This is a genomic window from Blastococcus sp. HT6-30 (genome assembly GCF_039729015.1).
Taxonomy (GTDB): domain Bacteria; phylum Actinomycetota; class Actinomycetes; order Mycobacteriales; family Geodermatophilaceae; genus Blastococcus.
Genome location: NZ_CP155792.1, coordinates 3506480 through 3529093, shown reverse-complemented (window position 1 = coordinate 3529093; position 22614 = coordinate 3506480). Strand labels below are relative to the sequence as shown.

Below are 22614 nucleotides of genomic sequence, written 5' to 3'. Positions count from 1 at the left end.
CGCGACCGACGTACGTTGCGCAGGAGGAGCGATCGGCGCGAGAGGGGCACGTGGTGAGTGGCGAGGTTCCGGAGACGGTCCAGGCGATCTACGACGAGGTGCTGCACCGCAACCCCGGTGAGACCGAGTTCCACCAGGCGGTCCGCGAGGTGCTGGAGTCGCTGGCCGTCGTCCTGGACCGGCACAGCGAGTACTCCGAGATGAAGACGGTGGACCGGATCTGCGAGCCCGAGCGGCAGATCATCTTCCGGGTGCCGTGGCAGGACGACCGCGGCGAGGTGCAGATCAACCGCGGCTTCCGCGTGGAGTTCAACTCCGCGCTGGGGCCCTACAAGGGCGGGCTGCGCTTCCACCCGTCGGTGAACCTGGGCATCGTCAAGTTCCTGGGTTTCGAGCAGATCTTCAAGAACGCGCTCACCGGCATGCCGATCGGCGGCGGGAAGGGCGGCTCCGACTTCGACCCCAAGGGCCGCTCCGACGCGGAGATCATGCGGTTCTGCCAGTCGTTCATGACCGAGCTCTACCGGCACCTGGGGGAGTACACCGACGTGCCGGCCGGCGACATCGGCGTCGGGGGGCGGGAGATCGGCTACCTGTTCGGCCAGTACAAGCGGATCACCAACCGGTACGAGTCCGGCGTCCTCACCGGCAAGGGCCTGGGCTGGGGCGGGGCGCTGGTCCGCACCGAGGCCACCGGCTACGGCGCGGCCTACTTCGCCGAGGCGATGATGACCGCGCGCGGGCACTCCTTCGACGGGACGCGGGTCGTGGTCAGCGGGTCGGGGAACGTCGCGGTCTACGGCATCGAGAAGGTGCACCAGCTCGGCGGGACCGTCGTCGCCTGCTCGGACTCCAGCGGCTACGTCGTCGACGAGAAGGGCATCGACCTCGACGTCCTCAAGCAGGTGAAGGAGGTCGAGCGCGGCCGGATCGACAGCTACGCCGAGCGGGTGCCGTCGGCCACCTTCGCGCCGGGCGGCATCATCTGGGACGTCCCCTGTGACGTCGCCATCCCCAGCGCGACCCAGAACGAGCTCGACGGCGACGCCGCCGGCGTCCTCGCCCGCAACGGGTGCCGCTACGTGGTCGAAGGCGCGAACATGCCCGCCACGCCGTCGGCGGTGAAGGTCCTCCGCGAGGCGGGGATCGCGTTCGCCCCCGGCAAGGCCGCCAACGCCGGCGGCGTGGCCACCTCCGCCCTGGAGATGCAGCAGAACGCCTCCCGCGACCGCTGGACCTTCGAGCACAGCGAGGCCCGGCTGGCCGAGATCATGCGCGACATCCACACCCGCTGCCACGAGACCGCCGAGGAGTACGGGTCCCCCGGTGACCTGGTGCTCGGCGCCAACGTGGCCGGCTTCCTGCAGGTGGCCGAGGCGGTGCACGCGCACGGCCTGATCTGACCCGGGTGGCCGAGAACGCCTGTGCCTCGATCGCCCCGGCTGGCCGGCGGGCAGCGGCTTGTGCTGGGGTGGCGGTATGGCGGACAACTTCATCGGCGCCCTGGAGTTCGGCTCCCCGCACATCGACGACGAGGCGTTCGTGGCGCCCACGGCCGTCGTGGTGGGGGCGGTGACCATGGGTCCGCGGTCGAGCATCTGGTACGGCGCGGTGGCCCGGGCCGACGCCGAGGTCATCGAGATCGGCGCCGACTCCAACATCCAGGACGGCTGCACGCTGCACTCCGACGAGGGGTTCCCCCTGGTGGTGGGCGAGCGGGTCTCGGTGGGGCACCGGGTGGTGCTGCACGGCGCGCGAATCGACGACGACGTGCTCGTCGGCATGGGCAGCATCGTGATGAACGGCGCGCACATCGGCTCCGGCTCCATCGTGGCCGCCGGCGCCGTCGTGACCCAGGGCAAGGTCTTCCCGCCCCGCTCGCTCATCGCCGGCGTACCCGCGAAGGTGATGCGTGAGGCGACCGACGACGACCAGCTGCACATCCAGGGCAACGCGATCAGCTACACCGACCGCCTGGAGTCCGCCCGCCGGGTGCAGCGGCTGGGCTGAGCGTCAGCCGGCCAGCCACCCCCGCAGCCCGTCGAGCAGCCGGTCGACGTCGTCGGCGTCGCTGTAGGGCGCCAGCCCGGCCCGGAGGCCCCCGGTGTCGCCGAGCCCGAGCCACCGGCTGGCCTCGATGGCGTAGAAGTGCCCGGCCGGTGCGTTGATGCCGCGGGCGGCGAGGAACCGGTAGGCGTCGGCGGCGTCCCGCCCGTCGAAGGTGAGCAGCAGGGTCGGGGTGCGGTGCGCCGCCCGTGACCACAGCCGGACGCCGGGCAGCTCGGCCAGCCCGGCCTCCAGGCGCTCGCGGAGCCGGTCCTCGTGCTCCTCGATCGCGGCCATCGCCGCGAGGAGCCGCTCCCGGCGCGTCCCGGTGCCCCCGAGGTCGGCCAGGAAGTCCACCGCCGCCGTGGTCCCGGCCAGCAGCTCGTAGGGCAGCGTGCCCAGCTCGAAGCGCTCCGGCACCGCGTCCGTCGACGGCAGCAGCTTGGCCGGCCGCAGCGTCGCCAGGAACGCGGGATCGGCCGCCAGGACGCCGCAGTGCGGGCCGAGGAACTTGTACGGCGAGCAGAGGAAGACGTCGGCCCCGAGAGCCTGGACGTCGACCGGGGCGTGCGCGGTCAGGTGCACGCCGTCGGCGACCAGCAGCGCGCCGGCCGCGTGCACCTGCTCGGCGATGGCGGCCAGCGGTGGCCGGGTGCCGATCAGGTTGGACGCTCCGGTCACCGCGACCAGCCGGGTCCGGTCGGTGAGCGCCGCGGCGACGTCGTCGGCGGTCAGCTCGCCGGTCGCCGGGTCGAAGCCCACCCACCGCACCGTGGCGCCGACCGCGGCGGCGTCCAGCACCCACGGCCGGATGTTCGCGTCGTGATCCAGCCGGGTGACGACGACCTCGTCACCCGGACCCCAGCCGGCCGACAGCGTGCGGGCCAGGTCGAAGACGAGCTGGGTGGCGCTCCGGCCGAAGACGACGCCGGCGGGGTCGGTGCCGAGCAGGTCGCCCATCGCCGCCCGCGCCCCGAGCACCGTCTCGTCGGCGAACCGCTCGGCGGCGGTCACCGCTCCCCGATTGCTGACCGGGGCGGTGAGGGCCGCGGCCACCGCCCGGCCGACCGCGGCCGGTACCTGGGTACCGCCCGGACCGTCGAAGTGGGCGGTGCCGCTGGCCAGCGACGGAAAGGAGGCGCGCAGCACGGCGACGTCGAGGCTCACGGCCGCGACGCTAACCGCCGGCCGGGCGGCTCACCCGGCGAGGGGGCGATCGTGGCGCGGAGCTCGCCGAGGTCCAGCGCCGGCGTCCCGTCGCCGACGCCGGAGCTCCACCCGCGACGCCGGGATCACTCGCGGGCGCGGGCCACCTGGGCGGCCAGGTCCGCGTGCTCCTCGGCGTTCATTCCGCAGCCAGCAGCTCGGCCAGCAGCGCCCCGACGGCGCCGGTTTCGATGAGGAAGCCGTCGTGCCCGTACGGCGAGGGGATGACGCGCAGCGGCACGCCCAGCGCGTCGGCCACCCGGCGTTGCTGGTCGAGCGGGTAGAGCCGGTCGGTGTCCACACCGGCCACCAGCGCGCGGGCGGTCACCCGGGACAGCGCCGCCTCGACCCCGCCGCGGCCGCGGCCGACGTCCCAGCTGTTCATGGCCTCGGTGAGCACCACGTAGCTGCCGGCGTCGAACCGGCGGGCCAGCTTGCCGGCGTGGTGGTCCAGGTAGGAGGCGACGGCGTAGCGGCCGTCGTCCTGCACGCGGGCGGCGAAGCGCGCCTCCAGCTCCAGCCCGCTGCGGTAGGTGAGGTGGGCGATCCGCCGGGCGACCCCGAGGCCGTCCACCGGCGGGGCGTCGAGCGGGTAGTTCCCGCCCGCCCAGCGCGCGTCGGCCCGGACGGCGGCCTGCTGGGTCGTCTGCGTGCCGATCTGGTCGGCCGAGGCCACGGCGCCGGACGCCAGGAAGAACAGCGCGCCGACCCGGTCGGGCTCGGCCACGGCCCACTCCAGGGCCCGCATGCCGCCCATGGACCCGCCGGCCACGGCGGCCCAGCGCGCGATGCCCAGGGCGTCGGCCAGCGCGCCCTCGGCGCGCACCTGGTCGCCCACGGTCACCTCGGGGAAGCGCGAGCCCCAGCGGTGGCCGTCCGGCGCGGTCGACGACGGCCCGGTGGTGCCCTGGCACCCGCCCAGGACGTTCGCGCAGACGACGAAGAAGCGGTCGGTGTCCAGGGCCGCCCCCGGCCCGACGATGCCGCTCCACCAGCCGGCCGTCGGGTGTCCCGGTCCGGCCGGGCCCACGACGTGGCTGTCGCCGGTGAGCGCGTGCGCGACCAGGACGGCGTTGTCCCCGCCGGGCGCGAGCGTTCCCCAGGTCTCGTACGCGATCCGCACGGCCGGGAGGGCCCCTCCGCGCTCCAGCGGGAACGGGGCGGGCAGGTCGAGGAAGTGCCGGTCGCCGACCGGGTCCCCCTCGACCCACCCGCCCATCGCTCAGGCGCCCTTGGCGGCGCGGAAGCCCGCCTCGAGGTCGGCCAGGATGTCCTCGATGCCCTCCAGCCCCACGGCCAGGCGCACCAGGCCCGGCGTCACCCCGGTGGTGAGCTGCTCCTCCGGGGTGAGCTGCGAGTGCGTCGTCGACGCCGGGTGGATCACCAGGCTGCGCACGTCGCCGATGTTGGCCACGTGGCTGTGCAGCTCCAGCGCCTCCACGAACCGCTTGCCGGCCTCGACGCCGCCGTGCAGCTCGAAGGTGAGGACGGCGCCGGCACCCTTCGGCGCGTACTTCTGCTGGGCGGCGTGCCACGGCGAGGAGGTCAGCCCCGGGTAGTTGACCCGCTCGACCGAGTCGTGGGCCTCGAGGAACTCGGCCACCCGCTGGGCGTTGCTCACGTGCCGCTCCATGCGCAGCGACAGCGTCTCGATGCCCTGCACCACCAGGAAGGCGTTGAACGGGGAGACCGCCGGCCCCAGGTCGCGCAGCAGCTGCACCCGCGCCTTGAGCGCGAAGGCCGGCGCCCCCAGGTCGGCGTAGACCACGCCGTGGTAGGTCGGGTCGGCCGTGGTGAACATCGGGTGCCGGCCGCCGGTCCAGTCGAACCCGCCGCCGTCGACGATCAGGCCGGCGATCACCGTGCCGTGCCCGCCCAGGTACTTGGTGGCCGAGTGGACGACGACGTCGGCGCCGAACTCGAGCGGGCGGATCAGGTACGGCGTCGCGATGGTGTTGTCGACGATCAGCGGCACCCCGTTCCGGTGGGCGACGCCGGCGACGCTCTCGATGTCGAGGATGTCGCCCTTCGGGTTCCCGATCGACTCGGCGAAGAACGCCCGGGTGTTCTCCTGGACGAGCGACTGCCAGTTCTCCGGGTCGTCGGGGTTCTCGACGAAGGAGACCGTGATGCCCATCTTGGGCAGCGAGTGGTGCAGCAGGTTGTAGGTGCCGCCGTAGAGCGAGGCCGACGCGACGACGTGGTCGCCGGCCTCGGCCACGTTGAGGATGGCCAGCGTCTCGGCGGCCTGGCCCGAGGCGACGGCGAGCGCGGCGACGCCGCCCTCCAGCGACGCCACGCGCTGCTCCAGCGCGTCCTGCGTCGGGTTCATGATCCGGGTGTAGATGTTGCCCATCTCGGCCAGGGCGAACAGGTCCGCGGCATGCTGCGTGTCGCGGAACTGGTACGCGGTGGTCGCGTAGATCGGCAGCGCGCGGGCGCCGGTCGTGGGGTCGGGGCTCGTGCCGGCGTGGATCTGCCGGGTCTCGAAGCTCCAGCTCGCGGGGTCGCTCATGCGCCGTCTCCTCTCGCTCGCGGAGACCCGCGGCGCACGGGAGCTCCGTCGTTTGCCGGAGGCGGGCGCCTTCCGGCCGGCTCTTCCCCTGGAGCACCTCGGACGGAGTAGAGGTTGCCGGGCAGCCAGCCAGGTGCTTCGCGCTGCCTCTCAGGAGCCGATGTGATCCTAGGGCGTCGACCCCCTCACCCGCACATCGCCCGGGTGCTGCGGGCGGGTGACCCCGACCGGCGAGGCGATGTCCCACGTGAAACACCCGCTCCGGCGCTCAGCCGGTCGGCGACTCCGGCGAGGCCTCGTCGCCCGGCCCGGCCGATCCGCCCGTGGGCACCGGCTCGGTGGCCCCCGGAGCCGTCGGGGTGGCGCTGGTGCCCGGGGACGGCGAGCCGGTGGTGGTCGGGGTGCTCGACCGGGTGGTCGGCCCCGACGGTCCGGTCGTCGGCACGGGCTCGGTGGTCGTCTCCGCAGGCTCGGTCCCGGTCGGCTCGGTCCCGGTCGGCTCGGTCCCGGTCGGCTCGGTCTCCGCAGGCTCGGTCTGCTCGACGGTCTCCTCACGGGAGGCCGGCGTCCCCGGAGCCGGCGGTCGCACGTTGAGGTAGAGCGCGCCGATCGAGAGGAACAGCACGACCAGGACCACGGTGGAGGTGCGGGCCCGTCCGAGGTGCCGCGGGATCGACGACCACCAGCGGTGGGCGGGGGCGACGTCGGGCGCCGCGGTGCCGGTGGTGGCGGGGGCGGTGCTCACCGTGGGCTCGCCGGGGACGCCGTCGCCGGCCCGGCCGTGGTCGGGGCTGCTCATCGGACTCCCTCCTGCACCGTCGTGGCGCCGTCGCCGGACGGCGCGCTGGTGGTCGGCTGCGGCACCTGCATCCCCTGGCTGCGGAACGCCTGCACCACCCGGGCGCGCAGGTCGCGGCCCACCTCGAACTGCTTGCCCGGCAGGGTGCGGGCGACGACGCGCACGTTCACCTCGTCCAGGCCGAGGGTCTCCACGCCCATGACGGTGGGTGGGTCGAGCAGCAGCGGGCGCATCGCCGGGTCGCGGAACGCGTCCCGGCCGACCTGGCGCAGGATCTCGTTGGCGCGGTTGACGTCGACGCTCGTCGGCACCGGCACGTCCACGACGGCGCGGGCCCAGTCGCGGGACAGGTTGACGACCTTGACGATCTGCCCGTTGGGGACCGTGACGACCTCGCCGTCGGGCGAGCGCACCCGGGTCACCCGCAGCGTGACGTCCTCCACCGTCCCGGTTGCGGCGTCGCCACCGCCCAGGACCTGGATGGAGACGACGTCGCCGAACCCGTACTGCCGCTCGGTGATGATGAAGAACCCGGCCAGCACGTCACCGACGATGCGCTGGGCGCCGAACCCCAGGCCGACGCCGAGCACCGTGGCCGGCGCGACGAGGCCGGTGACCGGAACCCCGAGCCGGTCCAGGACGAAGAAGACCGCGATCGAGTAGATCAGCACGATCGCCGCCCAGGTGAGCACCTGGGTGAGCGAGTGCCGGTGCTTGGCCGCCTCGGAGCGGACCAGCGCGTCGCCGCCGGTGGAGTTGCGGTCGATCCGATCGGTGATCCGCGTTCCGGCCCAGGCCACGAACCTGGCGAGCAGCACCGAGCCGAGGACGATCAGCACCACCTCGAGACCCCGCCCGGACAGCCAGTCCAGCAGCTCTCTCAACGCGTCCACGGGTAGCAGGCTCCGATCGTGGGGAAGACGACCCCTCCACAGTGCGCACCGGTGCCCGTCCATGCCAACAGGTCCCGGCCGGTACCGCGGTCGCGGGCGCGCGACGGGCCGCTGACCTGCGCCGGAGGAGCACGGAGAGATGACTCACGCCGGCGGGCGGGGCTCCACGAACAGCGACTGGGTGGACCGGCCGATCGGCCCGACGGCGTCGAAGAGGACGGCGAGGCACTGCGCCGCTCCAGTTCCGCCGTGGACCGTGGTGGCGTCCATGCCGAGCCACTCGCCCCGCGGCGGGCGGTGCAGCGCCACGGACAGGTCGACGTTGGCGAACGTGGCCTGCGTCCAGTCCAGCGTCGCGGAGATGCCGCTGGCGGCGTCGGTCATGACCAGCAGGTGCTGCAGCGGGGTCATCGGCTCCCCGGCGACCAGCGTGCACTCCGGCCGGGTCCACGCGGTGGCGGGCCCCGGGCTGTTGAACGTCCCAGCGGCGAACCGCCAGTCCAGGGCCCGGTGGTAGGCGATCTCGGTGGTGAAGAACGCCGCGCGCTCGGCCCGGCTCTCCTCCGGCCCGGCCGGCGCGGGGTGCGGCTGCGCGGTCGCCGGAGCGGCGTCGTTCCGGGACCGCATCCGCCAGGCCGACAGGCGCATGAGCGGACGGCCGTCGCCGCTGTCGAGCACCGCCTCGACCAGCTCGATCCGGCGGCCCGGGCGAACCACCGACGTGGTCGCCCGTACCGGGCCGACCGGCACCGGCCCGAGGATGTCGTAGGCCATGCGCACGGTCTGGCCGCCCGCGATCCCGCTCGCCTGCTCGGCCGCGCGCAGCAGCAGCGCGGCCGGCGGCCCGGCGTGCTGGTGTCCGGCGTCCCACGGGCCGATGGTGAGGGCGGTCGCGGTGAAGCCGTCGCCGTCGGGCAGGTAGAGGGCCTCGGGCACGTCCATGACCGTGAGTCTCGCCGGGCCGCTGTCTCCCGTCTGCGCCGGGTATCCGGGCCGGGACGGGCGGACGGAGGCGGATCGCCCGATGACGACGCGTGACAGCGCGCCCGCCGTGTGGCACACCGGTCGATGCCGTACCGGAATCCGTTGTATCGCCGGGGCGGGCTGCCTACGGTCCGGACGACGGGGGTCGGGCCGTCGGCAGGTGGGGGAACGGGCATGGTGCGGGCGCACGAGTGGGACGGGGCGCGGCGGCTGGCGAGGCCGCCCGGACGGCGCCGGCCGTGGTGGGTGTCGCAGCCGCCGCCCGAGCCGGCCGCGCTGCGGCTGGAGTGGGAGACCGCCGGCGGGCACGCGCTCGTGGTGGTCGAGGGCGACATCGACCTGGTCACCGCTCCGCGGCTGGAGGCGTTCGTCGCCGCGCGCCCGCTGGCCGGCTGCACCGTGCTCGAACTCGACCTGGGCGGGGTGCCCTCGATCGGCTCGGGAGGCCTGTCGGTGCTGATCGCCGTCCGGCGGTGGTGCCAGCAGCGGGGCATCGAGCTGCTCCTGCGGAACGTGCAGCCGTCGGTGTGGCGGGTGTTCGAGGCGACCGGGCTCGACGAGGCATTCACCGCGTCCGGTCCCGCGCCACGCCCGCCGGTCCAGGAGCTGGCCCTGTTCTGAACCGGTAGGCGGCTCGACGGGGGTAGCCCGCTACCGTGCGCGGGTGGACCGCGTCGCCCGCCCCGCGCTGGGGTATGCGCTCACCCTGGCGGCCGCAGGCCTGTTCGCCGTCAACGGCACGGTGTCCACGCTGGCCCTGCAGGCGGGGATCTCCGCCCCGCGGCTGACCGCGTTGCGGTGCACCGGTGCGGCCGTGGCCCTGCTCGCGGTGCTGCTGGTCGTGGCCCCGGGCCGGCTGCGGGTCACCCGCCGGGAGCTCCCGCTGCTCGCCGTGCTCGGCGTCATCGGCATCGCGATGACGCAGTACCTCTTCTACGTGTCCATCGGACGACTACCGGTGGGCATCGCGCTGGTCTTCGAGTTCACCGGGACCGTGCTCATCGCCGTCTACGTGTGGCTGGTCCGCCGGGAGAAGGTGCGCAGCCGGGTGTGGGCGGCGCTGGTGCTGTCGCTGTCCGGGCTGGCCCTGGTCACCGGGGTCTGGACCGGAGAAGGCTCGCTGGACCTGATCGGCGTCGCGGCAGGTCTCGGCGCCGCCGTGGCCCTGGCGACCTACTACCTGATCGGCGAGCGGGGCACGGTGTCGCGGGACCCGGTCACCCTCACGTGCTGGGCCTTCGTCGCGGCTGCGGTCTTCTGGGCGGTCGCCGCGCCGTGGTGGCAGTTCGACGCCGGGGTGCTCGGACGCGACGTGCTCGTCTCGATGGGCTCCCTGGAGCTGCCGCTGTGGGTGCTGGTGGCCTGGATCGCGGTGATGGGAGCGGTCATGCCGTTCTGGCTGTCGATCGCGGCGCTGCGCCACCTGTCGCCGACCGCGGCCGGGCTGGTGGCCACGGCCGAACCGGTGTTCGCCTCCGTGGTCGCCTGGTTGTGGGTTGAGCAGGTGCTCACCGGCTGGCAGGTGGCCGGCGGCGCCGTCGTCCTCACCGGGATCGCACTGGCGCAGACGGCGCGGACCACCCAGCCACCGGTACCGGAGACCCCGGCCCCGCTGTCGTCGTGAGGCGGAGCCGGGGGCTCTTCCCCAGGGCGTGACGTCGTCGGCCGCCCTGGCGATCCACCAGCCGTCGCCTCCCCCCTGACTCGGTGGGCGAGGCGGTCCGGCGGGGTCACTTCTTCTGCCGGCGGCTCCCGCCGTGCCAGTCCTCCTGCACGCCCGACTCCCCGGGCCGCACCCCGAACGCGGGCAGCTGGGGCCGCTCGCGCAGGCTGCGCTTGAGCTCGGCGAAGCCCGGGAACGAGGCGAGCCCCACGACGTGGTCCCAGAGCGCGACGGCCTCGTCCTCGCCGGGCAGCCGGCTGATGACCGGCCCGAAGAAGGCCACCCCCTCCGGCGGCCGGAAGTGCAGGATCGGCGTGCCGACGTCCTTGCCGGTCAGCGCCAGCGCCTCGTCGGTCTCGGCGCGCAGCGCGGTGTCCCAGGAGTCGTCGTCGAGGGCGGCGGCGAGGTCGGCCGGCAGCCCCACCTCGGCGAGGATCGGCTCGACGAACTCGCGCGTGCCGCGGCGCACCTCGTGACCCGGCTCGTTCGGCGTCTCGAAGATCTGCGCGCCGAGGGCCGCGTACAGGGGGCCCACCGCGTCGGGTCCGTGCTCCTCGCGGGTGCGGGCGGCCATGCGCAGCAGCCGCAGGCCCGCGGTGTGCCCGGCCTCGTACTCGGGCGGGAAGTGGGCGTCGTAGTCGATGTGCGCGTTGAGCAGCCGCAGCGAGATGAACCGCCACTCGACGGCGTACTCCCGCTGCTCCGCCACCATGCGGACCCACTTGCTGGTCATCCAGGCGAACGGGCAGACCGGGTCGAACCAGAAGCGCAGATCGGCCATGGGGAGAACCTAGGCGCTCCCGCCGGACCTCGCCGGACCACGTCGAGGTGCCGGGCCGCGGTCAGCCCGGGAGGACCGACTCGATCGCGGCGCGGACCTCGGGGTCGTCGGGCTCGGTGCGCGGCCGGAAGCGGGCGACCACCCGGCCGGTGCCGTCGATCACCCACTTCTCGAAGTTCCACTGCACGTCGCCGGCGGCCCCGTCCAGGTCCGGGGTCGCGGTCAGCTGCCGGAACAGCGGGTGCGCGCCCGGGCCGTTCACGTCCACCTTCTCGGTGAGCGGGAAGGTGACGCCGTAGGTGGCCGAGCAGAACTGCTCGATCTCCTCGGCGGTGCCGGGCTCCTGGCCCATGAACTGGTTGCACGGCACGCCGATGACGGTGAAGCCGCGGGGGCCGTACTGCTGCTGGAGCGCCTCCAGACCGGTGTACTGCGAGGTGAGCCCGCAGCGGCTGGCCACGTTGACGACCAGGGTGGCGCGCCCGCCGGCCAGCTCCCGCAGCGTGGTGGCGGTGCCCTGCAGCGTGGTCACGGGCACGTCGAGGAGGTCACTCATGCCGGCGCCAGCACCCCCGGCGGGGGGTTCATTCCGATCGGGCGTCAGCTGAGGTCGCCGATGTCGTCGGGCACGTCGACGGCGTACCGGCGCAGCGCCTCCAGCGGGACGACCTCCAGCGCCCGGGCGTTGGTGGCGGCGAGCACGACCCCCGACGCCGCCCCGGCCTGGTACGCCTGCAGCCAGCGGATGGCCACGACGCACCAGCGGTCGCCCGGCCGCAGCCCCGGGAAGCCGTACTCCGGGCGCGGGGTGCTCAGGTCGTTGCCCAGCTCCCGCTGCACGGCGAGGAATTCCGTGGAGACGACGGCGCAGACGGTGTGCCGGCCCCGGTCCTCGGGGCCGCTGGTGCAGGAGCCGTCGCGGTAGAACCCCGTGACCGGGTCGGTGCCGCAGGGCTCCAGTGGTCCGCCGAGGACGTTGCGCTCGTCGGTGGGCTCGGGCAGCACGGGGCCTCCTGCGGTCCGGGGACGGCGACGCCGTGGCCGTCGCGCGCCCAGGATGGCATCGTGCGGGCGTGCCCGCTCCCGAGATCCTCTGGCAGCCCACCGCCGAGTCCGCTCGCGCCACCCGAATCGCCGCCTTCGCCCGCTGGGTGGCGGAGCGCCGCGGCCTGTCCTTCGGCGATCCGGTCGACTACGACCGGTTGTGGCGCTGGTCGGTCGAGCACCTGGACCGGTTCTGGGGCGACGTCGCGGAGTGGACCGGCGTGCTCCCCGGCGTCCCGGACGAGCGGGTGCTCACCGACCGGAGCATGCCCGGCGCCGTCTGGTTCCCCGGGACGACGGTCAACTACGCCGAGCAGGCGCTCCGGCACGCCACGGAGGAGCACCCGGCGATCATCGCCGTCGCCGAGGACCGCGAGCCGGTGGAGGTCTCCTGGGCCGCGCTGCGCGGGCAGGTGGGCGCGTTCGCCGCCACGCTGCGCCGGCTCGGGGTGGGTCGGGGCGACCGCGTCGTGGGCTACCTGCCCAACGTGCCCGAGGCGATCGTGGCCTTCCTGGGCGCGGCCTCGATCGGAGCGGTGTGGTCGGCCTGCGCGCCGGACTTCGGCACCCGCGCCGTCCTGGACCGGTTCGCCCAGATCGAGCCCACGGTGCTGGTGGCCGTGGACGGCTACCGCTTCAACGGGCGGGAGCACGACCGGCGCGACGTCGTCGCCGAGCTGCGGGCGGCGCTGCCGACGGTGCGGACGACGATCGCCGTCCCCCGGCTGTTCCCCGACGAGGTGCCCGACGGCGCGCTGCCCTGGGCCGACGCCGTCGCCGACGAGCAGGACCCCGCGTTCGAGCCGACGCCGTTCGACGCCCCGCTGTGGATCCTCTACTCCTCGGGCACCACCGGGCTGCCGAAGGGCATCGTGCACGGCCACGGGGGGGTGGTGCTGGAGCACCTCAAGTGGGGGCTGCTGCACCAGGACCTGGCGCCCGGCGACCGTTTCTACTGGTACACGTCCACCGCCTGGATGATGTGGAACGTCGTCGTGTCCTCGCTGCTGTCGGGCGCCACGGCGGTGGTCCACGACGGGGCGCCCGCCTACCCGACGGTGGACGCGCAGTTCGCCCTCGCCGCGGAGGTCGGGATCACCTTCCTGGGGACGAGCCCCGGCTACCTGGGCGCCTGCCAGAAGGCCGGCGTCCGTCCCGGCGACGACCACGACCTCTCCGCGCTGCGCGTGCTCGGCTGCACCGGCTCCCCGCTGCCCGAGGCCTCGTACTTCTGGGTCTACGACGCCGTCGGCACCGACCTGCAGCTGACCTCCGCGTCGGGCGGCACGGACGTCGTGACCGGTTTCATCGGCAGCGCGCCCCTGCTGCCGGTCACCGCGGGAGAGCTGCAGCGCCCCATGCTGGGCGTGGCCGTCGAGTCGTGGGGCGAGGACGGCCGGCCGGTCGTGGGCGAGCTCGGCGAACTGGTCGTGACCGAGCCGATGCCCTCGATGCCACTGCACTTCTGGAACGACCCCGACGGCTCCCGCTACCGCGCGGCCTACTTCGAGCCGTGGCCCGGCGTCTGGCGGCACGGCGACTGGCTGGAGATCACCGAGCGCGGCACCTGCATCATCACCGGCCGCTCGGACTCGACCCTCAACCGAGGCGGCGTGCGCATGGGGACGGCGGACATCTACGCCGCGGTCGAGTCGGTCCCGGCGGTCGTCGACTGCGTCGTCCTCGGCGTCGAGCTGCCCGGCGGCGGCTACTGGATGCCGCTGTTCGTCCAGCTCGCGCCGGGGGAGGAGCTCACCGACGAGCTGCAGGCGCAGCTGCGGACGGCGATCCGGGAGCAGGCGTCACCCCGGCACGTGCCCGACGAGATCATCGCCGTCCCCGGCGTGCCGCACACCCGCACCGGCAAGCGGCTGGAGGTGCCCCTGAAGAAGCTGTTCCAGGGCGTCGACCCGGCGAGGGCGGTCAACACCGGCGCCGTCGACGACGCCTCGCTGGTCGAGCACTACATCCGGCTGGCGCAGGAGCGGATCAGCTCCTGAACGGGCCGCGCAGCGCAGCGGGTGAGGCTGGTCACCTGCACGGATGACCGAGGCGTGCGGCGGGCACGTCCAGCCGCCACGGTGGTTGCGATCAGCCGCCCTGAGCGAGGAGGGCCGACGATGGCGTCGAGCGAGAACGAGGTCTGGCAGCCCCAGCCGCCCGCGGTGCTGCCGCCGTGGCACACCCCCGAGCGGGAGAGGCTGCAGGAGCAGGCCCGCCGGTTCGCCATGGACGAGGTGCTGCCGGTCGCCGACGAGCTCGACCCGCAGAAGGGCGAGATCCCGTCGTCCCTGCTCGCCCGGCTGGCGGAGCTCGGGTACTTCGGCATCACCGTGCCCGCCGAGCAGGGCGGCCTGGGGCTCGGGGTCTTCGAGTACTGCATGGTCAGCGAGGAGCTGGCCCGGGCCTGGATGTCGACGGCCAGCATCCTGGCCCGCTCCCAGGGGCTCGGCACGGCGGTCCTCGACGCCGACCGCCGGCACGAGCTGATGGCCCGCAGCGCCCGGGGCGAGTGGATCGGTGCCATCGCGCTGTCCGAGCCCGACGCCGGATCGGACCTGGCCGGCGTCTCCACCCGCGCGGTGCTGGACGGCGACGAGTGGGTGGTCACCGGGCACAAGCGCTGGTGCGGCAACGCCAAGGCCGCCGACTTCATCCAGGTGCTCGTGCGCGAGCGGGAGCCGGAGGAGGGGGAGTCCCGCTCGGCCGGCCTGATCAACCTGCTGCTGGAGAAGAAGCGCGGCGAGTTCCCCGAGGGCCTCACCGGGCACCCGATCGACAAGATCGGCTACCACGGGTTCCTGACCTGGGACCTCACCTTCGACGGCGTCCGAATCCCGAAGGACAACGTCATCGACCAGGCCAAGGCCGCGCAGGAGGACAGCGCCGAGGAGGGCGACGCCGCCAAGCAGGCCGGGTTCGCCGAGGCGCAGAAGTTCCTGAACACCGCCCGCGTGCACACCGCGGCGCGCGCGGTGGGTCTGGCGCGCGCCGCGCTGGAGGACTCGATCCGCTACCTGCAGGAGCGCGAGCAGTTCGGCCACCCGATCGCCGACTTCCAGGCGCTGCGGTTCAACATCGCCGAGATGGCCGCGCAGATCGAGCAGTCCCGCGCCTTCTACCGCCAGGTCGCCCACCTGCTCGACCTCGGGCTGCCGGTGGCCAAGGAAGCGTCCATGGTGAAGCTCGAGGCCACCGAGATGTCCATCCGGGTGACCAACCAGGCCATGCAGCTGCACGGCGGCAACGGCTACACCACCGAGCGGCAGGTGGAGCGGCACTGGCGCGACGCCCGGCTGACCACGATCTTCGAGGGCACCAGCGAGATCCAGAAGCGGATCATCAGCGACCGCCTGCTGCCCCGCTCGCCCCTGAGCTGAGGCCATTGCGTGCAGATCGACCTCTCGCACCCCGCTGAGACGTCGGTCAGCGCGCACTCACGCCGGCCGGGCGGACCGTGGTCAGGCCGTCGTCGATGCGGGTAGGGGCGAGCGGTGACGATGACCGCGCACCGCGCCGGATCCGGACCTCCGCTCGTGCTGGTGCACGGCCTGGGCGGCTCCTGGCGCACCTGGCGGCCCGTGCTCGCCGGCCTGAGCGCGCAGCGCAGCGTCGTCGCCGTCGACCTCCCGGGGTTCGCCGGCGGCACCCCACCGCTGGCCGACCCCTCGATGGCCGGCCTCACCGACGCCCTCCAGGAGTGGCTGCGCGCCGAGGGGCTGGCCGACGCGCCGCTGGTCGGCAGCTCGCTCGGTGCCCGCATGGTGCTCGAGCTCAGCCGCCGCGGGGTCGGGCGCGACAACGTCGCCCTCGATCCGGGCGGGTTCTGGACCGACCGGGAGGCGGCGGTCTTCCGCACCAGCATCGCCGCGTCGGTGGGCCTCGTCCGCCGGATCCGCCCCGTCCTGCCCGCGTTGCTGGGCAATCCCGCCGGCCGGACGGCGCTGCTCGCCCAGTTCTCCGCCCGACCCTGGGCCCTGGACGCCGACGTCGTCCGCACCGAGCTCGAGGGCTACCTCGACTCGCCGTCCTTCGGCGTCGTGCTCGACGACCTGGCCCGCGGCCCGAAGCAGCAGGGCGCCCCGGCCGGCACGCTGCCCGGGCGGCTGACCATCGGCTGGGGCCGCCGCGACCGGGTGACGCTCGCCCGACAGGCGGCCCGGGCCGCGGCGGCCTTCCCCGACGCCGAGCTGCACTGGTTCGCGCGGTCCGGCCACTTCCCGCTGTGGGACGAGCCCGAGGAGACCGTCCGGCTCGTGCTGGACCGGACGGCGGGCGGGGTCAGCCCAGCCTGATCGGCATCAGCATGCTGAGGTCGCCGGCGCGGCCCGGTGCCCGCATCACCAGCGGCGCGATGGGGCCGTCGAGGTCGAGCACCAGCTGGCCGGCGTCCTCGGCGTCGAGGGCCTGGAGCAGGAACTCGCGGTTCACGCCCACCTCGACGTCCCCGAAGCTCAGCACGGTGGCGGCCTGCTCGGCGCCGTCCTCCGGGCTCCGCACCGTCCGGGTGGGGGCGGCGGCGAGCTGCGCGCGGAACCGTGCGACGTCGACCTCCACCTGGTGGGCGCCCGACCCCCGCACGATCCGGCGGTAGTCGGGGAAGTCGGCGTCCATGCGGCGCCCGCGCAGCGTCCGGTCGCCGGCGGTGAGGACGACGTCCGCGCCGTCCACCGAGACGGTCAACGGGCCGGCGTCGGGGGTCAGGGTCGCCAGCGCCTCGTCGGCCAGCGCCACGGGGACGACGACGCTCACCGCCGGGCCCTCCACCGCGGCGCCGGCCAGGGTGCGCACCGCCAGGCGGTAGCGGTCGGTGGCCACCAGGCGGACGTCGTCGGCGTCGGCGTCGATCAGGACACCGGTGAGCACGGGCAGCCCGGGGTCGCGGCCGACGGCGAAGCGCACGCCGCGCAGGGCGTCGAGGAAGGCGGTGGTCGTGGTGCGGATGCTGGTCACAGGGCTCTCCGGAACGAGTAGGGATCGGGCGGCGGAGAGTTCACGGCGGGCGTCGGCCAGGCCGTCCTCCAGGCGCGCGAGATGCGCCCGCAGGACGGCGTCGACGACGTCGGGGTCGTCCCGGTGCTCGATCACCCGGCTGATCTCGGCGAGCGGCATGCCCACGCGCCGCAACCGGGCCACGAGGCGCGCGACGACGACCTGCTCGTCGCTGTACCAGCGGTAGTTGCTCCGCGGGTCCACGCGGGCCGGCACGAGCACGCCGGCGCCGTCGTAGAACCGCAGGGCGCTCACCGTCAGGCCCGATTCCCGTGCCAGCCGGCCGATCCCCCGCATGCGTCCCTCCACGCCCGGAACCCTCGGGCCTCGACCAGGTCGAGGGTCAAGCATCGTCCGCCGGCCGGACCGCGGCCAGCGAGCGGCGGACGTTGTCGACGATGTTCCCGGCCTCGAACAGGTCGTCGTCGGTGGTGGTCCGGGCGCGGCGCAGCTCGGCGGTGAACGCGTCGAGGGCGGCGTCGGCCCGGGCGACCGCGTCCCGGTCCGCCTCCGCCCCGTCGACCGACCGGAGCACGTCGGCCAGCGCGGCGAGGGCCCGGGCCGCCGCCGGGCGCAGGTGCGGTCCGAGCGCCACCCGCTCGCTCTCCGCGATCTCCGTCTCGGCGATGACCAGGGTGAGGTCCTCGACCAGCAGGGTCAGCCGCTCCAGCGCCCGGGCCTGCCGGTACAGCCGGTCGGCGGCGAGCCGGTAGCGCGCGGCGCGGGGGTTCCCGCGCCGTGCCTCGTCGCTCTCCTGGACCGCGGCCCTCATGTGGGCCAGCAGCGGGTCGATCGTGCGGATCCGCCCGCGCCACTCGTCCTGCGTCGGCGGGTGCTCCTGCTGCAGTCCGCCGACCACGTCGTCCAGCTGCCCGGCGAGGGTGTCCCGCAGCGTGCCGAGCGAGTGCTCCGCGGGCGCCAGGGGCAGCGGCGGGAAGGCCGCGGCCACGGCGACACCGACGAGCGCTCCCATGAAGGTCAGCCCGGCGTAGCCCATGACGTACGCGCTCGGGTTCTCGTGGCCGATGATCAGCACGAACAGTGCCGAGGTGGGCACCCAGGCGCTGGAGCTGCCCAGCAGCGGCCAGCCGGTCAGCACCACGCCCAGGCCGACGACCACCGCCAGGGTCAGCAGCCGGTGGTCGATCAGCGCGTCCCCGGTCAGGGCGACGGCGGCGCCCAGCCCGATCGCGGCGACCGTCTGCGCCGAGTCCCGCACGGAGCCGGCGAGGGTGGAGGAGGTCGTGGCGATGACCGCCCCCAGCGGGGCGTAGTAGGGGTAGTCGGCGAGCGGGCCGGGGACCAGCAGGGCGAGCCACCAGGCCGCCGTCGCGGCGAGCGACGCCCGGACGGCGAGACCGATCCGGGGGTGGCGGGCCAGGGCACGCCGCACCGACGCCCACCCGCGGGAGCGGCGACCGGCGTCGGCCGTGCTCTGCTGCATCGTCGCCCTGCCCGTCCCCGGTCGCTCGTCCGCCCGGCCTGGCATTGCACCACGGGGTCCGGCGCGTCCGCCCCCGGTGGGGGGCGGGCCGCTCATCCCGTGGGCGCGGTCTCGTCGGCGTGCGCGATGTGTGCCAGCTCGCGCCAGATCAGCGCCAGGATGACCGCGGAGCCCGCGAAGGCGAACCAGAAGGGCGCGGTGAGGCCCCACGCCTCGGCCAGCAGCCCGCCGATGAGCTGGCCGAGCACGATGCCGCCGACGACGCCGATCATGTAGACGCTGCCCACGCGGCCCTGCAGGGCGAGCGGGACCGCCCGCATGCGCACCGTGCGCGACGTCGTCCCCCAGACGAAGGCGTGCGCACCGAAGACGAACAGGATGGCCGTCGCCACCCAGGCGGTCGTGGTCAGCGCCAGCCCGAGGTGGGTGAAGGTCTCGATGACCAGGCCCACCCGCATGAGGGCGGCCAGGCTGACGTGCCGGGCCAGCCAGTCGTAGGACGCGGTGCCCAGGAGCCCGCCCACCGCCGTCACCGAGGTCAGCAGGCCGAACCCGATCGCGCCCAGGCCCAGCCGCTCGGTCGCGTAGAGCACCAGGACCGACCACGCGGCGCCGTAGGTGACGTTGAAGGTGACGATCGTGAGGGTCAGGGTGCGCACCGGGCCGTTCCCCACGTCCAGCGCAGGCCCTCGGCGATCTCCCGGCCGAGGTGCCGCTCCCCGGTCGGCGGCGGCAGTGGCGGCAGGACCATGCGGGAGACCAGGAGGGCGCCGAGGGCGACGCACATCGCCTGCACGAGGAAGGGCCAGGCCGTGCCGGCCGCGAACAGCACCGCGCCGACGGCCGGGCCGGCGAGCTGGTTCATGGTCAGCGCGCCGGCCATGAGCCGGGCGTTGCCGATGCCCAGGTCCGCGCGGTGGACCACCATCGGCAGCAGGGTGCCGGTGGTGGTGTCGGCGAACACCTCCGCCGTCCCGAGCAGGAACATGGCGCCCAGCACCACCCCGATGTCCACCGCGCCGGCGACCAGCACCACGGTCAGCACGGCGAGGACGCCGGTCCGCAGCACGTTGACGGCGACCACGAGCAGCCGGCGGTCCACCCGGTCGGCCAGCACCCCGGCGTAGAGCCCGAAGAGCAGCCACGGCAGCCGCTGGAGCAGGGCGGCCATCGCCACGAGGAACGGGTCGGAGGTCTGCGCGGCGATCAGCAGCGGCCCGGCGGCGAGCGCGATGCCGTCGCCGAGGTTGCTGACCCAGGAGGAGCCGACCAGCCAGCGGAACGGCGTCCCCATGCGGGTGGGCAGCACCGCCTCGACGACCCGCCCCACGAGGAGGGGAGCTTACGGCCCCGCCCGGGCCGGCTCTCCGGCCGCGCGCTGTCCAGCTCTCCGGCCACGAACCGCCGGGCTCACCAGGCGGGTGGCGTGAGGCCGTAGCGCCGGAGGAGGTCGGCCTGCCAGTCGGGCTCGCCGAACTCCAGGCCGTAGGAGGCGGCGAGCGCCACGAACGGGGCCGGGTCGGTCGTCCGGGCCTCGGCGAGGTCGGCCACGTCGCGGAAGAACAGTTCGAAGCCCGCGGGGCTGATGATCTCGATCATGCGGGCCGGTGCCGTCCCGGCGTTCCACATGGCATGCATCTCGCCCCGGGGCCTGGTGATGTAGCTGCCCGGCCCGAGGACGGCCTCCCGGTCGCCGAGCGGAAGCCGATCTCCCCCTCGACGACGATCGAGTACTCGTCCTCGCGTGTGCAGGTGGGCCGACACGTACGCCCCCACCGCGAACGGGTGCTCGACCACGGCCACCGAGCCGCCGGTGTCCGCGCCCGCCAGCTTGACGGCGACGCCGACGCCGTCCCCCAGGTCGGCCGTGCGCCCCTCGCCCGGGGGCACGATCGTCAGCGGCGGTGGCTCGTCGTCCATGGCCCCTCCCGGATCCTCCCGACGATGCTGGCCCGCCGCGGCGGCGTGTCGAGGGCTTGCCGCACCGCCGGAGCTCAGGGCAGCCGCAGGACGCGGGCCTCCCACGGGCGCAGCTCGGCCGGGTCGTCGCCGGGGAGATTGCCCAGCACCAGCTCGGCGGCCGGCGCGTCGGGCAGCAGCCCGGCCAGCCGGAACGCCGTCCGGGACAGGTTGCAGACGACGAGCAGCGTGACGTCGTCCAGCGAGCGGGTGAACGCGTACACGTCGTCGTGCTCGGGCAGCAGCATCGCGAAGTCACCGAGGGCCACCACGGGCAGCTCGTGCCGCAGCGCGATCAGCCGGCGGTAGTGGGCCAGCACCGACCCCTCGTCGTCCCGCTGCGCCGCGGCGTTCCACTGGACGTGGTCGGGGTTGACGGCCAGCCACGGCGTCCCGCTGGTGAAACCGGCGTTCGGGGAGGCGTCCCACTGCACCGGTGTGCGGGCGTTGTCCCGGCTCATGGTGCGCAGCGCGACCAGCACCTCCGCGGGGTCCTGGCCGGCCGACACCGCCTGCACGTGGTGGTTGAGCGACTCGACGTCGCGGAAGTCCTCCAGCGAGGTGAACGGGAAGTTCGCCATCCCGAGCTCCTGGCCCTGGTAGACGTACGGCGTCCCCCGGTGCAGGTGCAGCAGCGTGGCCAGGCAGGTGGCGGAGTCGCGGCGGAACTCGGGGGAGTCGTCGCCGAAGCGGGAGACCGCGCGGGGCTGGTCGTGGTTGTCCCAGTAGAGGGAGTTCCACCCGACGTCGGCCAGCCCGGCCTGCCAGCGGCCGAGTGAGGCCTTGAGGTCGCGCATCCGCAGCGGGCGGAGGTCCCACTTCGACGTCCCGTGGTCCAGCCCGACGTGCTCGAACTGGAAGACCATGTCCACCTCGCCGCGGGCCGGATCGGTGAACAGCCGGGCCTCCTCGACGGTGACGCCGGGCATCTCGCCGACGGTGAGGAACGCTCCGTCCCGCCCGGCGAACACCTCGCGGTGCATCTCGGCCAGGAACTCGTGGATCCGCGGCCCGCACAGGTAGGACGCCGAGCCGTCGCCGAGGGAGGAGCCGGGCAGGGGCGGGCCGTCGTGCAGGTGCCCGTCCTCGGCGACGTCCTTGCTGATCATGTTGATGACGTCCATGCGGAAGCCGTCGACCCCGCGGTCGAGCCACCACCGCATCATGTCGTGGATCGCCGCCCTGACCTCGGGGTTCTCCCAGTTCAGGTCGGGCTGCCGGCGGTCGAACAGGTGCAGGTAGTACTCGCCGGACGCCTCGTCGAGCTCCCAGACCGGGCCGGAGAAGAACGACTGCCAGTTGGTCGGCTCGGCTCCGGGGTCGCCGGCCGCCATGCCCCCGCGCGGCGGCCGCCACCAGTACCAGTCGCGCTTGGGGGAGTCCGTCGACGAGCGCGACTCGAGGAACCACGGGTGCTGGTCGCTGGTGTGGTTGACCACCAGGTCCATCAGCAGCTTCATCCCGCGGGCGTGCAGCGCGGCGATCAGCTCGTCGAGCTGCTCCAGCGAGCCGAACAGCGGGTCGATGTCGGTGTAGTCGCTGATGTCGTAGCCGTTGTCGGCCTGGGGCGAGGGGTAGACCGGCGAGAGCCACAGGACGTCGACGCCGAGGTCGGCCAGGTGGTCCAGGTGCAGCAGCACGCCGCCGAGGTCACCGATGCCGTCGCCGTCGGAGTCCATGAACGAGCGCGGGTAGACCTGGTAGACGACGGCACGGGTCCACCACGCGGGCTGGTCAGCGGCCATGGGCCCAGCCCAGCACGCCGTGCCGCCGTCCGCTCGGTCAGGGCGTCGGGAACCAGTGAGGGGGCCGGGTGTCCGGCACCCCTCGCGGTGCGCTGCTTGGATGGGGAGCGACGGCGCCGGGACCGCCCCGGCGCGGAAGGGAGAACCGTGGCCGAGCTGACCCGACCCGAGGTCGAGCCGCCGACCGGACCGGCCCCCGACGACCTGGTGATCGAGGACCTCGTCGTGGGCGAGGGCCAGGAGGCCAAGGCCGGCGACCTGGTGAGCGCCCACTACGTGGGCGTGACGCACGACGGCGGCGAGCAGTTCGACGCCTCCTGGGACCGTGGCGACCCGCTGGAGTTCCGCGTGGGCGTCGGCATGGTCATCCAGGGCTGGGACGAGGGCATCGTCGGCATGAAGGTGGGCGGACGTCGTCGGCTCACCATCCCGCCGCACAAGGCCTACGGCGACCGCGGCGCCGGCGGCGTCATCAAGCCCGGCGCCACGCTGGTCTTCGTCGTCGATCTCGTCGGCGTGCGCCCCTTCACCGGCGGCTGACCC

Annotated in this window: 23 protein-coding genes and 1 riboswitch; of the genes, 8 read left to right on the top strand and 15 right to left on the bottom strand. The window is 74.2% G+C overall.

The genetic code is table 11. From position 1 onward, the window contains the following. Positions 1-53 precede the first annotated feature (53 nt). Positions 54-1403, top strand: a complete 1350-nt coding sequence (gdhA, locus tag ABC795_RS17075) for an NADP-specific glutamate dehydrogenase (RefSeq protein ID WP_347058445.1) — start codon at positions 54-56, stop codon at positions 1401-1403. A 76-nt stretch (positions 1404-1479) separates the two neighbouring features. Next, the gene (locus ABC795_RS17070) at positions 1480-2010 is read left to right on the top strand and encodes a gamma carbonic anhydrase family protein (RefSeq protein WP_347058444.1); all 531 of its coding nucleotides are present in this window, start codon (positions 1480-1482) and stop codon (positions 2008-2010) included. Positions 2011-2013: 3 nt separating this feature from the next. Here the strand turns inward: ABC795_RS17070 and ABC795_RS17065 are convergent, their stop codons facing one another. The 6 genes from ABC795_RS17065 to ABC795_RS17040 all read right to left on the bottom strand — a co-directional run bounded on the left by ABC795_RS17065 (position 2014) and on the right by ABC795_RS17040 (position 8401). Further along, complete coding sequence (locus ABC795_RS17065; RefSeq protein WP_347058442.1) at positions 2014-3213, bottom strand: cysteine desulfurase-like protein; 1200 nt, start codon at positions 3211-3213, stop codon at positions 2014-2016. A gap of 178 nt (positions 3214-3391) precedes the next feature. Further along, a complete protein-coding gene (locus ABC795_RS17060; protein ID WP_347058440.1) occupies positions 3392-4471 on the bottom strand; it encodes a homoserine O-acetyltransferase in 1080 nt (359 codons plus the stop codon). A gap of 3 nt (positions 4472-4474) precedes the next feature. Further along, the gene (locus ABC795_RS17055) at positions 4475-5767 is read right to left on the bottom strand and encodes a bifunctional o-acetylhomoserine/o-acetylserine sulfhydrylase (protein WP_347058439.1); all 1293 of its coding nucleotides are present in this window, start codon (positions 5765-5767) and stop codon (positions 4475-4477) included. A 43-nt stretch (positions 5768-5810) separates the two neighbouring features. After that, positions 5811-5925: riboswitch (SAM riboswitch) on the bottom strand. A 110-nt stretch (positions 5926-6035) separates the two neighbouring features. Further along, the gene (locus tag ABC795_RS17050; RefSeq protein WP_347058438.1) at positions 6036-6566 is read right to left on the bottom strand and encodes a hypothetical protein; all 531 of its coding nucleotides are present in this window, start codon (positions 6564-6566) and stop codon (positions 6036-6038) included. After that, positions 6563-7459 carry a mechanosensitive ion channel family protein gene (locus tag ABC795_RS17045; RefSeq protein ID WP_347058436.1) on the bottom strand — a complete coding sequence of 299 codons (897 nt, stop codon included), beginning with the start codon at positions 7457-7459 and terminating at the stop codon, positions 6563-6565. The genes ABC795_RS17050 and ABC795_RS17045 overlap by 4 nt, the downstream gene beginning before the upstream one ends. 144 nt (positions 7460-7603) lie before the next feature. Further along, positions 7604-8401, bottom strand: a complete 798-nt coding sequence (locus ABC795_RS17040) for a thioesterase family protein (protein ID WP_347058434.1) — start codon at positions 8399-8401, stop codon at positions 7604-7606. A gap of 216 nt (positions 8402-8617) precedes the next feature. Here ABC795_RS17040 and ABC795_RS17035 point away from each other — a divergent pair, with 216 nt between their 5' ends. Next, positions 8618-9064: an STAS domain-containing protein gene (locus ABC795_RS17035; protein WP_347058433.1), complete on the top strand. Its 447-nt coding sequence runs from the start codon at positions 8618-8620 to the stop codon at positions 9062-9064. Positions 9065-9107: 43 nt separating this feature from the next. Beyond that, positions 9108-10067 (top strand): EamA family transporter, encoded by a 960-nt coding sequence (locus ABC795_RS17030; RefSeq protein WP_347058431.1) that lies wholly within the window; start codon positions 9108-9110, stop codon positions 10065-10067. 106 nt (positions 10068-10173) lie between these two features. Here ABC795_RS17030 and ABC795_RS17025 read toward each other — a convergent pair whose 3' ends face one another. The 3 genes from ABC795_RS17025 to ABC795_RS17015 form a co-directional block, all read right to left on the bottom strand. Then, on the bottom strand, positions 10174-10887 hold the full coding sequence (locus ABC795_RS17025) for a hypothetical protein (protein WP_347058429.1): 714 nt from the start codon (positions 10885-10887) through the stop codon (positions 10174-10176). 61 nt (positions 10888-10948) lie between these two features. Continuing rightward, the gene (locus tag ABC795_RS17020) at positions 10949-11443 is read right to left on the bottom strand and encodes a glutathione peroxidase (protein WP_347058428.1); all 495 of its coding nucleotides are present in this window, start codon (positions 11441-11443) and stop codon (positions 10949-10951) included. Between the two features lie 44 nt (positions 11444-11487). Then, a complete protein-coding gene (locus ABC795_RS17015) occupies positions 11488-11892 on the bottom strand; it encodes a DUF2237 domain-containing protein (protein ID WP_347058426.1) in 405 nt (134 codons plus the stop codon). Positions 11893-11960: 68 nt separating this feature from the next. On the opposite strand from ABC795_RS17015, the gene ABC795_RS17010 reads away from it, so the two are divergent. The 3 genes from ABC795_RS17010 to ABC795_RS17000 all read left to right on the top strand — a co-directional run bounded on the left by ABC795_RS17010 (position 11961) and on the right by ABC795_RS17000 (position 16226). Further along, positions 11961-13931 (top strand): acetoacetate--CoA ligase, encoded by a 1971-nt coding sequence (locus ABC795_RS17010; RefSeq protein WP_347058424.1) that lies wholly within the window; start codon positions 11961-11963, stop codon positions 13929-13931. A 120-nt stretch (positions 13932-14051) separates the two neighbouring features. Beyond that, positions 14052-15311, top strand: coding sequence for an acyl-CoA dehydrogenase family protein (locus tag ABC795_RS17005; protein ID WP_347058422.1), 1260 nt, complete (start codon positions 14052-14054; stop codon positions 15309-15311). A 120-nt stretch (positions 15312-15431) separates the two neighbouring features. Then, positions 15432-16226: an alpha/beta fold hydrolase gene (locus ABC795_RS17000; RefSeq protein ID WP_347060743.1), complete on the top strand. Its 795-nt coding sequence runs from the start codon at positions 15432-15434 to the stop codon at positions 16224-16226. Here ABC795_RS17000 and ABC795_RS16995 read toward each other — a convergent pair. The 6 genes from ABC795_RS16995 to ABC795_RS16970 form a co-directional block, all read right to left on the bottom strand. Next, positions 16213-17232 (bottom strand): MerR family transcriptional regulator, encoded by a 1020-nt coding sequence (locus ABC795_RS16995; protein ID WP_347058420.1) that lies wholly within the window; start codon positions 17230-17232, stop codon positions 16213-16215. The genes ABC795_RS17000 and ABC795_RS16995 overlap by 14 nt on opposite strands. Before the next feature lie 34 nt (positions 17233-17266). Then, on the bottom strand, positions 17267-18367 hold the full coding sequence (locus ABC795_RS16990) for a hypothetical protein (protein WP_347058419.1): 1101 nt from the start codon (positions 18365-18367) through the stop codon (positions 17267-17269). 92 nt (positions 18368-18459) lie between these two features. Beyond that, complete coding sequence (locus tag ABC795_RS16985) at positions 18460-19026, bottom strand: MFS transporter (protein WP_347058417.1); 567 nt, start codon at positions 19024-19026, stop codon at positions 18460-18462. After that, the gene (locus ABC795_RS16980) at positions 19014-19697 is read right to left on the bottom strand and encodes an MFS transporter (protein WP_347058416.1); all 684 of its coding nucleotides are present in this window, start codon (positions 19695-19697) and stop codon (positions 19014-19016) included. The genes ABC795_RS16985 and ABC795_RS16980 overlap by 13 nt, the downstream gene beginning before the upstream one ends. Before the next feature lie 80 nt (positions 19698-19777). Further along, on the bottom strand, positions 19778-20287 hold the full coding sequence (locus ABC795_RS16975; RefSeq protein WP_347058414.1) for a hypothetical protein: 510 nt from the start codon (positions 20285-20287) through the stop codon (positions 19778-19780). Between the two features lie 74 nt (positions 20288-20361). After that, the gene (locus tag ABC795_RS16970) at positions 20362-22071 is read right to left on the bottom strand and encodes an alpha-glucosidase (RefSeq protein ID WP_347058413.1); all 1710 of its coding nucleotides are present in this window, start codon (positions 22069-22071) and stop codon (positions 20362-20364) included. Positions 22072-22218: 147 nt separating this feature from the next. On the opposite strand from ABC795_RS16970, the gene ABC795_RS16965 reads away from it, so the two are divergent. Continuing rightward, complete coding sequence (locus tag ABC795_RS16965; RefSeq protein WP_347058411.1) at positions 22219-22611, top strand: FKBP-type peptidyl-prolyl cis-trans isomerase; 393 nt, start codon at positions 22219-22221, stop codon at positions 22609-22611. The last annotated feature ends 3 nt before the right edge of the window (positions 22612-22614 follow it).

Coding starts and splice junctions, on each gene's coding strand:
- ABC795_RS17070 (WP_347058444.1), top strand. CDS start 1,480: ATGGCGGACAACTTCATCGGCGCCCTGGAGTTCGGCTCCCCGCACATC.
- ABC795_RS17060 (WP_347058440.1), bottom strand. CDS start 4,471: ATGGGCGGGTGGGTCGAGGGGGACCCGGTCGGCGACCGGCACTTCCTC.
- ABC795_RS17055 (WP_347058439.1), bottom strand. CDS start 5,767: ATGAGCGACCCCGCGAGCTGGAGCTTCGAGACCCGGCAGATCCACGCC.
- ABC795_RS17050 (WP_347058438.1), bottom strand. CDS start 6,566: ATGAGCAGCCCCGACCACGGCCGGGCCGGCGACGGCGTCCCCGGCGAG.
- ABC795_RS17040 (WP_347058434.1), bottom strand. CDS start 8,401: ATGGACGTGCCCGAGGCCCTCTACCTGCCCGACGGCGACGGCTTCACC.
- ABC795_RS17035 (WP_347058433.1), top strand. CDS start 8,618: ATGGTGCGGGCGCACGAGTGGGACGGGGCGCGGCGGCTGGCGAGGCCG.
- ABC795_RS17025 (WP_347058429.1), bottom strand. CDS start 10,887: ATGGCCGATCTGCGCTTCTGGTTCGACCCGGTCTGCCCGTTCGCCTGG.
- ABC795_RS17020 (WP_347058428.1), bottom strand. CDS start 11,443: ATGAGTGACCTCCTCGACGTGCCCGTGACCACGCTGCAGGGCACCGCC.
- ABC795_RS17005 (WP_347058422.1), top strand. CDS start 14,052: ATGGCGTCGAGCGAGAACGAGGTCTGGCAGCCCCAGCCGCCCGCGGTG.
- ABC795_RS17000 (WP_347060743.1), top strand. CDS start 15,432: ATGACCGCGCACCGCGCCGGATCCGGACCTCCGCTCGTGCTGGTGCAC.
- ABC795_RS16990 (WP_347058419.1), bottom strand. CDS start 18,367: ATGCAGCAGAGCACGGCCGACGCCGGTCGCCGCTCCCGCGGGTGGGCG.
- ABC795_RS16975 (WP_347058414.1), bottom strand. CDS start 20,287: ATGGACGACGAGCCACCGCCGCTGACGATCGTGCCCCCGGGCGAGGGG.
- ABC795_RS16970 (WP_347058413.1), bottom strand. CDS start 22,071: ATGGCCGCTGACCAGCCCGCGTGGTGGACCCGTGCCGTCGTCTACCAG.